The following is an 11,991-nucleotide window of genomic DNA, read 5'->3' on the forward strand; positions in this document are numbered from 1 at the left end:
ATCATAGGAGTTTTTTTGTTCAGAGCTTAAGCCTTTTTAACCACTAGCAGTACTAGTGGTTTTCTATACAATAAAAAGAGCCAAACTTTATTAAATTTGGCTCCTTAAAATTAAATTTCTACCTCTACTCCATAATGGTCTGATATTATTTTCTTATTTTCCCCATTAAATATTACATTAGATTTTAAAACTTCAATGTCATCTGTTGTAAATATTATATCAAGACGTTTATTTTCTTTTTTGCCTTCCCAACCTGCAATTTCACCTTCTACTGTTATTCCAGAATCCTTTTCAATTGCTTTAGTATAAGTATCAATTAAACCTTTGTCTAATAAGTAATCATAACCCTCATTTCTTATAAAAGCATCATTATTAAAATCACCCATTATAAAACTTTTATTATTTATCTTTTCTATAAGATTATCTACTTGATTTTCAAAAGATTCATCTTCATCTTTCCACCAACCTAAGTGGCAAGTAAAAAAGCTTATTTTTTCATTATCTATAGTTATATCAGCTTTTATAATTTTCCTACTTTTATAAAAATCTTTATTATCACTTTTAGTAATATAGAAACTATCATAATTTACTATATTATGTTTTGTTAAAATAGCTAATCCCTCTTCATATATATCATATCCTATATGTGAAAAATCCCATATATATTTATAGCTATTATCACCTAATTTTTTTAACTCTTCATTTAATAAATGCACAAAGTTATCTTCTTTTATATTTTCACTTATGAATTTACTTTCTATCTTTTGACTAACTTCTTGAAGTGCTACAACATCAAACTGCTTTTCTTTTATTATTTTTGCTAAATATTTAATTTTACTTATCTGATTTTCTTCTATCCATGAATGACAATTAAGTGTTAATAGTTTCATACTAAACTCCTAATATATCTTGTATATTTGATTTTAAAACATCTGCCTTTGGACCATATATAGCTTGAACTCCCTTATCTCTTAATATAAGTCCTAGAGCTCCATTTTTCTTCCATTCAGTTTCATTTGCAACTAAGCTTATATCTTTAACTGTAACTCTTAATCTTGTCATACAAGCATCAATATCTTCTATATTCTCTTTTTCACCTAATAATGATATTATTTTTACTGCTTGTAAATCATTTTTTGTTATATCACTTTTACTTCCTACTTTTGTATCTTCTGTTTCTGATTCTATATAGTTTCCATTACGACCTGGGGTTGGTATATTGAATTTCTTTATTAATATACTAAATATACCATAGTTTAATCCAAAGAACACTAAACATGAAATTACAAAGTTAATTAAGTCTCTTAGTAAGCCTGCATGAATCATCATTGGAGTTCTTGTTAATAATTCAATTAATCCAAATGAATGAACTCTTAATTGTATAACATCAGCTAAGGCAAATCCTAATCCTGTTATTATTGCATATACTACATATAATATTGGTGATACAAACATAAACATAAATTCTATTGGTTCTGTTACACCAGTTAAGAATACTGCAATAGCAGCTGAGAAAAATACTGACTTATATTTGCTCTTCTTATCTGACTCAACATTCTTATACATTGCAAATGCTATACCTAAAAGTGATGCTGTTGATAATATAACTTGTCCTGCTTTAAATCTTGCTGGAACAACACTACTTAATAAATTATTATACTCTGCCATATTTCCTGCATCTTTTAAGTTAATTAAGTCACCTATCCATGCCAACCATAATGGATCTTGACCTGCTACTACTGTTCCTGCTGCTGATCCTGTTAATGTAGTGTAAACTCCACCTAATTCTGTATAATTTACTGGTACTGTTAACATATGATGTAATCCAAAAGGTAATAGTAAACGTTCTAGTGAACCGTATACAAAAGGTGCTAATATAGGTGCCGTATCTTTTGATTCAGCAAGCCAAATTCCAAAGCTATTTAATAAACCTTGTATGAATGGCCATACTATTGATAAAACTACAGCTGTAACTGTTGATCCTAAAATAACTACAAATGGAACAAATCTTTTTCCATTAAAGAAGTCTAAAGCTTTTGGTAATTTATTAAAGTTATAATATTTATTGTATAAAGCTGCTCCTAAGAAACCTGCAATTATACCTACGAAAACTCCCATATTAAGAGCTGGAGCACCTAATATGCTAGTAAAATAATTTTCTACTACTAACTCAGCCCCAAATAATGATTTAACTGTTGCTATTGAATTTGTTAACATATCAGAGCTAACTCCAAATATAGCTCCTGTTATCCTATTAATTAAAACAAATGATAGTAACCCAGCAAATGCACCACCAGCTCTTTCTTTAGCCCATGATCCACCTATTGCTACTGCAAATAATACATGTAAATTTCCTATAATAGCCCAACCTATATCCTCCATAACTCTTGCGATTGTATCTATAGCTGCTATATCAGATGACATTCCTATTAATTTACCGATAGATATCATAACACCTGCAGCTGGCATAACAGCAACAACCACTAGTAACGCCTTACCAAACTTTTGCCAAAAATCAAATGATATTAATTTCCCTTTTTTTGATGTATTACTCATTTCTTTTCTTCCTTTCTTATTTTAATTTATATAATCTAGCTTCGTATGGTTTCAATTTTATATTAGTAATATCAATATGAGGCTCAACCTTATAGTTTGAGATTAATAAATTCTTATATTTTAGTACTTCACTATCATAATTGAATTCTACATATTTATCTGTAAGATTAGTTATAATTATGAACTTTTCATTTTCAAACTCCCTTATATATGAATATATATTTTCATCATCTTCTAATATTAATTTATATTCTCCATATATTAGAGCTTCATTTTCTTTTCTTATTTTTATCATCTTTTTATAAAAATTAAGTATAGACTCTTCATCTCTTAATTGATTTTCAACATTTATATCTATATAATTAGGATTTATTTTAATCCATGGATTTGATTTAGAAAATCCTGCATTCTCTGAATTATTCCACTGCATTGGTGTTCTAGCATTATCCCTTGATATTGCCCATAAATGTCTTAATGCTTTATCCTTATCGACTCCTCTTCCAATCATATCATTATATATACCTACACTTTTTATATCATTGTAGTCATCGATATTTTCATATTTCACGTTTGTCATACCAATTTCTTGACCTTGATATATAAATGGAGTTCCTTGTTGCATAAAGTACATCAGTCCTAATGAAGTTGAACTTTCTTTCCAATAATTTTTATCATCTCCCCAAGTTGATACAGCTCTTGGTATATCATGATTTTCAATAAATAAAGCATTCCAGCCCTTATTATGAAGCCCATACTGCCATCTACTTAAGATATCCTTACACTCTTTTACATTAAATGCTTGATCATCTTCATTATTCCATAAATCTAAATGCTCAAATTGGAATACCATATTGAATTTTCCTTTTTCTTCTCCAACCCATTCCTCTGCATCATCTGCATTTACTCCATTTGCTTCTGCAACAGTCATAATATCATATTTAGAAAAAGTATTCTCATTTAGTTCTTCTAAAAACTCATGTATTCCTTCTACATTCATATGTTTTTCAAAGCAACTTACATACTTATCATTATTAGGATTAGGCATATTACTTAAACCGTTTTCCTTCTTTACATGGCTTATTGCATCTACTCTAAATCCGTCTATACCCTTATCAAGCCACCAGTTTATCATTTTATATAATTCTTTTCTTACCTCTTCATTTTCCCAATTTAAATCTGGTTGCTTTTTAGAAAATAAATGTAAGAAATATTCATCTGTATTTTTATCATATTCCCAAGCAGAACCTTTAAAAATACTTTCCCAATTATTTGGCTCCGATTCACCTTTTCCTTTTCTCCAAATATACCAATCTCTTTTTGGATTATCTTTTGATGATTTTGATTCTATAAACCATTCATGTTCATCACTAGTATGATTTATAACTAAATCTATAATTAGCTTCATCCCTCTTTTATGAACCTCATTTAAAAGCTCATTAAAATCATCCATATTACCAAAATCACTCATTATATCTTGATAATCACTTATATCATAACCATTATCATCATTTGGTGACTTATACATTGGACAAATCCAAATAACATCTATCCCTAAATCTTTTATGTAGTCTAACTTGGATATTATTCCTTTTAAATCACCTATTCCATCATTATTATAATCCATAAAACTTCTTGGATATATTTGATATGCTACTGCTTCTTTCCACCAAACTTTTTTCATCTTCTTTACTCCTCTTTAGCATTTATTGTGCAATCGCTTGCTTAAAGTTTTTTTAATATGTGTGTACATATCTGCACACACATATTCTTATTTATTCTCTAATATTGCTAAAGCTGCTGCTCCTAAAACCCCAGCTTTTCCTCCTAATAATGCTTTTTCTACCTTACAATTATCATATATAGTTCTTAAGCATCTTCTTGACATTTCTTCTTCTATTTTATCAAAAACTATTTGACCAGCTTGGCTTACTCCACCACCTATAATAATTTTATCTGGATCAAATATATTCGCCATATTTGTAACAGTAATACCTAAGTAAGATAAAGCCTCATTAAGTATATCTTTTGCTACTCTATCTCCTCTTTCTGCTTCTAAGAAAACTTCCTTAGTTGTAACTTCTTCATAATTCTTTAATGAAGTTTCTACTTTACTTTCTACTGCTTCTTTAGCTCTCTTAGTAATTGCAGTTCCTGATGCAACAGCCTCTGAACATCCAGTATTTCCACATCCACATCTTGGGCCGCCTTTCATAACAGTAGCATGTCCTATTTCTAAGGCATTTGAAGTGCTTCCTCTGAATAATCTTCCATTTATTATAGCTCCTCCACCTATTCCTGTACTAACTGTTATGAACACCATATTTTTACTACCCTTCCCTGCACCAAATAGGAATTCACCTAAAGTAGCTACATTTGCATCATTGTCTAAATAGGTATCTATTTTATATCTATCAACTATAGGTTTTACTATATTAAAGTTTTTAAATGGTAAGTTTGGAGTATAAACTATTAATCCTTTTTCTATATCTAATGGTCCTGGAGAACCTATACCTATAGATTGTACTTCATTAATATCTATTTCTTCTATTACTTTATCTATTGTACTTAATATTTTATTTAGTACTACCTCTTCTCCCTTATATGCTTCTGTTGGAATTGTATATTCCTTTACTACAGATCCATCAAGCTTAACTAAGGCTGTACATATTTTAGTTCCACCTAAATCAACACCAATTACATATTTCTTATCCATGCTATCTCCCTTACCTATTTACTAATTTCTATTATTACTAAGGTAAGTATAACATTTTCAGAAATTGTTTACAAAACGATTAAATGCCATTTGAGCTAATTATATTAATTTATCTCTAATTTATTAAGTAATTCGATATTTTATGAAACCGCTTGCACTAAATATATTTTACTTATTTACCTTCAACGATTCTCTTTCTATTAGATTAGTTTCTATTATATGTGAGCTTATATTTAAATCTTTGCACTCTAATTTGTTTATTATTAACTTTGTAGCATAATATCCTAACTTCTCTGCATTTATATCTACTGATGCTAAGGCTGGATTTTGATACTCAGATATTTGAATATTATTAAAACCTACTACTGATATTCTCTTTAATTCTCTATTATTTAACACTTCTATTATTCCAAATCCTAATAAGTCATCTGTTGCAACTATTGCTGTAGGATTAGCTTCTTCTAATATTTTATCTACTCCTATTTCTCCAACTTCCTTATTAAATTCATTTCCTTCATATATTAATTCCTTTTTTATATTTAGATTATTATCTATCAAAGCTTTTTTATATCCCTTTAATCTATCCCTTGAAACATTCAAGTTAGGCTTTGCTCCTATAAACCCTATTTCTCTATGTCCATAACTAATTAATTTATTTACTAAGTCATACATAGCTTTAACATTATCGTTATCTACCCATAATACATTTTCTATATTATCTGGTCTACCTATTACTACAAAAGGAAAATTTATTTCCTTCAAATAATTTATTATCTCATCATTTTCTTTAACTTTTAATAAACATAACCCATCCACTAAATTGCTATTTATAAATTTTCTTAACCATTCTTTTTCATTATCTTTGTCTTGATTAAAGCCATACATTATATAATAATCCTCTTGCTCAGCGCAGATACTTATCCCCTTCATAGCTTGGATAAAGAAAGGATTTGAAAAGATATCCTCTGCTTCATTTGGAAGTATTACTGCTAAAATTCTTGTTTTTTTATTTGCTAATCCTCTAGCTACAATATTTGGAGTATAGTTTAATTTTTTTATAGCAGCGTTTACTCTTATTTTTGTTTCTTCGCTTATTTTATCACTATTAGATAAAACTCTTGATACAGTTGATGTTGCTACATTAGCTTCTCTAGCTACATCTTTTATTGTAACCTTCACTTTTATTCCCCCTAAATTAATATACGATATATCTTCTTTTCTTATTTTAATTTATGTAATTAACTACTTATATTTAAAAAGTATTTTTTAAGTAATTATATAAAAAAAGCACCTAACTTTTGTTAGATGCTTTTGGCGGAGAAACCGGGATTTGAACCCGGGCGCCAGTTGCCCGACCTACGCCCTTAGCAGGGGCGCCTCTTCAGCCACTTGAGTATTTCTCCATGTGCCTTCTTAAAGGTTATATGGCGGAGAGAGTGGGATTTGAACCCACGGTACCCGTAAAGGTACGCCGGTTTTCAAGACCGGTGCCTTAAGCCAGCTCGACCATCTCTCCATCTTTAAGTCTTGCGACAAGTATTATTATAGCAACCACTATATACATTGTCAATTATTATTTTTAAATTTTTTTATATTTTTTATAAAACTATATATCTTATATTATATACTTATATTCAACCATATATTACTTTGATACAAATATAATAATAAATAAAAAAGTTTTAAATTTATTAATATTATTATATTTACCAAAAAAATATTAGCTAATTAATTTTATCACTTAATAAAAATTAAAAAGCATCTAACAAAGTTAGATGCTTTTGGCGGAGAGAGTGGGATTTGAACCCACGGTACCCGTAAAGGTACGCCGGTTTTCAAGACCGGTGCCTTAAGCCAGCTCGACCATCTCTCCATATTAGCCTTTCGACAAATATGATTATAACAATAGAAAAATATTATGTCAACATTTTATATAAAAAAATTTTTAAAAGTTCTAATATAGATATATTGCTGAATTAACACTCTTTTTCCACTTGAATTAAACGGTAATTACTTTATATTTTACCATAAATAGATTTAAATATAAGAATATCTAACTAATCTTTATTTGTATATTTTTTCTTGAAAAAGAGACTAAATCTATTTCATTAGCTTTAGTCTCTAAATTTAAAATTATTTAATTACTTTCATATTTCCCATATATGGTTGAAGAGCAGTTGGAATATTTACTGAACCATCTTCATTTAAATTATTTTCTAAGAATGCTATTAACATTCTTGGTGGAGCCACAACCGTATTGTTTAATGTATGTGCAAAATACTTTCCATCCTTAGAGTTTACACGAATCTTTAAACGACGAGCTTGTGCATCTCCTAAATTTGAACAACTTCCCACCTCAAAATATTTCTTTTGTCTTGGTGACCAAGCTTCAACATCTACAGATTTAACTTTAAGATCTGCTAAGTCTCCAGAACAACATTCTAAAGTTCTAACTGGTATATCTAAAGAACGGAATAAATCTACAGTGTTTACCCATAATTTTTCATACCATTCCATACTTTCTTCTGGCTTACATACAACTATCATTTCTTGTTTTTCGAATTGATGAATTCTATATACTCCTCTTTCTTCTATTCCATGAGCTCCTTTTTCTTTTCTAAAACAAGGAGAATAACTTGTTAAAGTATGTGGTAATGATTCTTCTGGTAATATAGTATCTATATACTTACCTATCATAGAATGTTCACTTGTTCCAATTAAATATAAATCTTCACCTTCAATTTTATACATCATTGCATCCATCTCAGCAAAGCTCATAACACCTGTTACAACTTCACTACGTATCATGTATGGAGGAATGCAGTAAGTAAATCCACGCTCTATCATAAAATCTCTAGCATATGAAATTATTGCTGAATGTAATCTTGCAACATTTCCCATTAAGTAATAGAATCCACTACCTGCTACTTTTCTAGCACTATCTAAGTCTAATCCACTTAATTTTTCCATTATTTCTGTATGATATGGAATTTCAAAATCTGGAACTTTTGGTTCACCAAAACGCTCAACTTCTACATTTTCACTATCATCTTTTCCAATTGGAACACTTGGATCAATTATATTTGGTAAAGTCATCATTATTGACTTTACTCTTTCAGCATATTCGCTTTCTTTAACTTCTAATTCAGCTAAGCTTGCTGAGTTTGCAGTTACTTTTTTCTTCATTTCTTCTGCTTCTTCTCTTTTTCCTTGAGCCATTAAAGCACCTATTTGTTTTGAGAATTTATTTCTATCAGCTCTTAATGCTTCTGCTTGTTGCTTAGCTTCTCTAAGTTTTTTATCTAATTCTATTACCTCATCTACTAATGGAAGTTTATTGTCTTGAAACTTATTTTTTATATTTTGCTTAACTATCTCTGGGTTTTCTCTTACGAATTTTAAATCTAACATTATTATATCTCCTCTCTTATTTTGAAAACAAAAAAGAACCTCTCTTCCCTAAAAGGGACGAAAGATTCCGCGTTGCCACCCTAATTAATAACAAATAAATTGTTATTCACTCAAAAAATTTAACGGTTTATACCGTACTACTCATCGTAGTCCCTCAGAGGTGGATTCATAATACATTACTATCGATTTACACCAACCATCGACTCTCTTAAAGTTAATAATACTATTACTAGCCTCTTCATCAGTTTTATTATATTTATTCTTAATATATTATAAAAAAATATTTATGTCAATACATTACTTAATCATCTATTAAATCTCTTGTACATATAATATCAATTCCTGTATTTAAAATATTTTTACATACTATTTCTCCAACTTTAATAGGAATACTTACATAAATTCTTCCTAAAACCTTAGATAATTCTATCCAAAGACTTCTATCTACAGTTCTACTAGATTTTACAGGAACTACCTTGTATTTTTCGCTTCCCTTTACTCTAACTATAGAAGTAAATATATCTTTATTATTATTCTCATTTAAACTATACATCCTCAAACTCCTTTATCCTACTTGAAATTATTTTCGAGTTTTTAGAATCATCTACTATTTCCGTAATATCTTTATCTAGTTCCCTTGCAAGGATATTTACTATTTTTTCATAACAATATGAACCATGGCAAGTTCCAAATCCTGATCCAGTTCTTCTTTTAACACCCTCTACAGTTCTAGCTCCTAAAGGTCTTCTTATAGAATCTACAATTTCTCCCTCTGATATATTATTACATACACATATTATTTTTCCATATCTTTTATCTAATGCTATTATTTCATTTGCTTCCTTTTTACCTAATTCTCTAAACTTATATACTTCTCTTCTCTTATCTATAAAATTCTTTTTTAAGGAACAGTTTAAGTTATTTACAATAGTATCACAGATCATTTGTGCAATAGCTGGTGCTATAGTTATTTTTCCATAATGTGTTCCTGTTATTCTTATATATCCCTTATCTATTTCACTATCATCTATTAACATAGAATCTTTATTATATGTTTCTCTAAAAAGGTTATTAATATTATTCTTCTGTAGATCTTGTAATAAATTATTAGCATATAGTAAATTATCTCTTAAGCTAGTTCTTTCTGTACTTTTTATCCCTATTAAAGAACCTGTTGTAGTAGTGGGAGTACTTAATACAAAAGTATCTTTATCAAAAGTTTCTATTACTATTTTATTTAATTTGTTTTTATAATTATCATCTACTAATAAATAACTCATATTTTTAAAGTATTCTTTTTTATTTTCTATTTCTTTTTCTTCTACTTTCCCATTTTCTTTAATATAAATTTCATGAGGAATTGTATTAATCACTACTTTACAACTAAATTTATTTTTATTAGTTGTTACTCTAAATCCTCTAGTTAGATTCTGAATATTTAAAACCTCTTCTTCTAATTTAAAAATAACTCCATTATCTGCTGCTACCTCAGCATATGCTATTGCTAAGTCATATGGAGCTAATATCCCTATATTTTCTGAATATAATCCCTTTTTTATATTTTTATTTATATTAGGTTCAATATCATAAACATCTTTATTATCTATTAAATATACTCCCTTTATCCCTCTTTTTATAGCTCTATCATACATTTCTTTTAATTTAATTACTCCATTATCGTCATTAACTACTCTTAACGCACCTATTTTTTTAAATGGAACTTTAAATTTTTTGCATGTTTCTTCAATAATATAATTTCCTATATATTCAAGACCTGCCATTACATCATCCGATGTTTCTGATCCATCGTATACTATTGAGGTATTAACAAAAGAAATATCATCTGCAATATCATAGTCTCTTTCTATTAGTGCAATATTTAAATTATATTTTGATAACTCATAGGCTACTGAGCATCCTATAATTCCACCACCTAATATAAGAATATCATAATCCATAGTTTACCCCTCCTTAACTATAATAAAAAACCTTTTTCATCTAATTCTTTTTTTATTAATTCAATATCCTCTTCATTATCAGCTGCTATAGTATGAAGATGAATTCCATCTGTTAAATTAGATAAAGGTTTTACATTTTTATTTTTAAATTCGTTTTCAAATTTATTTAAATCATTTAAATTTTTTATCATTAAATTTGATCTTATTTCTCCATATAGAGGATGATCAATAATAACATCTTCTATTATTCCACCATATTTAACTACTACCTCTAACTCTTCAATAGTTTGATTACTATTATGATTAACAGCAATTATAGATTTTACTTTATTTATCTCCTTATTGTATATATATCCATCTGGAGTTGCTATTATATTTTTTCCCTCAGCTCTTAATATAGCAATGTCCTTTACTATTATTTGTCTTGTAACTCCAAATAATAAAGCTAATTCCGTCCCTTTTATAGGCTTATTTCCTTCAATCAACATTTTTATAATATCTTCTCTTCTTTTTTTAGAACTCATAACCCACCTCAAAATTCTAATTTATATCATCACAAGTCTTAATTATCTTTAACATTTCATTATCAAATTTAGCTATACTACTATGATGATACTGAACAATATCTAATAATTCTTTATCATTATTAAATCCATTATTCTTCAATATTTCTGAACCTATCTTTGGATGATTATAGTAAACATTTATTTGTTTTATATTCGTATACTTTTTTATTTTTCCATTTGTAATTTTATCTAATATAACTAATATTGACTTCTCAATTAGAGATAGGTGTTTCACACTTTTTCCTACATCATGTAAAAGTGCTGCTCTTCCCAGCCTATACATGTCAACATTAATATTTAAACTATTTCGCATTTTTATAGAATCCTTACAAACCCTAATACAATGATGTTTATCATTATGTTTTAACTTATTAAAAATTTTAATTTCTTCTTCATCTAAAAATTTAGTTAAATATGTATCATCTATTTTTTTAAACAATGATGTAAATCCCCAAATAAACTGTTTTACTCTATATAAAGCCAATAAAATCACCCTACAATATATTTTAATTATTACCTATAAAAATAATAACATTATAAATATTTATTATCAATTGTATGTTTTTAATAAAAGTCATCTATAAATATTTATAAAACAAAAAAAAGCTACGATTTATATCGTAGCTTTGGTGGAGGTAAAGGGATTCGAACCCTTGACCCCTTGCGTGCAAGGCAAGTGCTCTCCCAACTGAGCTATACCCCCATAAAAAAACCTGGCGACGTCCTACTCTCCCACACAGTCTCCCATGCAGTACCATCGGCGCTGTAGAGCTTAACTTTCCTGTTC

At 28.4% G+C, this 11,991-nt stretch carries 10 protein-coding genes, 4 tRNA genes, 1 rRNA gene and 1 other annotated feature; all 15 genes read right to left on the minus strand.

Annotated features, from left to right (window positions below; all coding sequences use genetic code 11):
- Positions 1–110: 110 nt before the first annotated feature.
- Positions 111–890, minus strand: a complete 780-nt coding sequence (locus tag H9660_RS14675) for an endonuclease/exonuclease/phosphatase family protein (RefSeq protein ID WP_191751131.1) — start codon at positions 888–890, stop codon at positions 111–113.
- Between the two features lies 1 nt (position 891).
- Positions 892–2,556 (minus strand): PTS transporter subunit IIBC, encoded by a 1,665-nt coding sequence (locus H9660_RS14680; protein WP_191751132.1) that lies wholly within the window; start codon positions 2,554–2,556, stop codon positions 892–894.
- A 16-nt stretch (positions 2,557–2,572) separates the two neighbouring features.
- Positions 2,573–4,237: a glycoside hydrolase family 13 protein gene (locus H9660_RS14685; protein WP_191751133.1), complete on the minus strand. Its 1,665-nt coding sequence runs from the start codon at positions 4,235–4,237 to the stop codon at positions 2,573–2,575.
- Positions 4,238–4,324: 87 nt separating this feature from the next.
- Positions 4,325–5,269: an ROK family protein gene (locus H9660_RS14690; RefSeq protein WP_191751134.1), complete on the minus strand. Its 945-nt coding sequence runs from the start codon at positions 5,267–5,269 to the stop codon at positions 4,325–4,327.
- Between the two features lie 168 nt (positions 5,270–5,437).
- Positions 5,438–6,448, minus strand: coding sequence for a substrate-binding domain-containing protein (locus tag H9660_RS14695; protein ID WP_191751135.1), 1,011 nt, complete (start codon positions 6,446–6,448; stop codon positions 5,438–5,440).
- Positions 6,449–6,581: 133 nt separating this feature from the next.
- Positions 6,582–6,672: transfer RNA gene (locus H9660_RS14700), tRNA-Ser, on the minus strand.
- Between the two features lie 22 nt (positions 6,673–6,694).
- A tRNA-Ser gene (locus tag H9660_RS14705) sits at positions 6,695–6,785 on the minus strand.
- Between the two features lie 266 nt (positions 6,786–7,051).
- Positions 7,052–7,142: transfer RNA gene (locus H9660_RS14710), tRNA-Ser, on the minus strand.
- 260 nt (positions 7,143–7,402) lie between these two features.
- Positions 7,403–8,680: a serine--tRNA ligase gene (gene serS, locus H9660_RS14715; RefSeq protein WP_191751136.1), complete on the minus strand. Its 1,278-nt coding sequence runs from the start codon at positions 8,678–8,680 to the stop codon at positions 7,403–7,405.
- Between the two features lie 50 nt (positions 8,681–8,730).
- Positions 8,731–8,931 (minus strand) — a binding site (T-box leader).
- Positions 8,932–8,981: 50 nt separating this feature from the next.
- On the minus strand, positions 8,982–9,233 hold the full coding sequence (locus H9660_RS14720) for a DUF1667 domain-containing protein (protein WP_191751137.1): 252 nt from the start codon (positions 9,231–9,233) through the stop codon (positions 8,982–8,984).
- Positions 9,226–10,638, minus strand: coding sequence for an FAD-dependent oxidoreductase (locus H9660_RS14725; RefSeq protein ID WP_191751138.1), 1,413 nt, complete (start codon positions 10,636–10,638; stop codon positions 9,226–9,228). The genes H9660_RS14720 and H9660_RS14725 overlap by 8 nt, the downstream gene beginning before the upstream one ends.
- A gap of 17 nt (positions 10,639–10,655) precedes the next feature.
- The gene (locus tag H9660_RS14730; protein WP_191751139.1) at positions 10,656–11,162 is read right to left on the minus strand and encodes a transcription repressor NadR; all 507 of its coding nucleotides are present in this window, start codon (positions 11,160–11,162) and stop codon (positions 10,656–10,658) included.
- Positions 11,163–11,178: 16 nt separating this feature from the next.
- Positions 11,179–11,697 (minus strand): HDIG domain-containing metalloprotein, encoded by a 519-nt coding sequence (locus H9660_RS14735; protein ID WP_341479605.1) that lies wholly within the window; start codon positions 11,695–11,697, stop codon positions 11,179–11,181.
- A gap of 134 nt (positions 11,698–11,831) precedes the next feature.
- Positions 11,832–11,907: transfer RNA gene (locus H9660_RS14740), tRNA-Ala, on the minus strand.
- An 8-nt stretch (positions 11,908–11,915) separates the two neighbouring features.
- A 5S ribosomal RNA gene (gene rrf / locus H9660_RS16705) occupies positions 11,916–11,991 on the minus strand; the annotation flags it as partial.

Origin of the sequence: Clostridium gallinarum, assembly GCF_014836325.1 — a bacterium.
Classification (GTDB): Bacteria; Bacillota; Clostridia; order Clostridiales; family Clostridiaceae; genus Clostridium; species Clostridium gallinarum.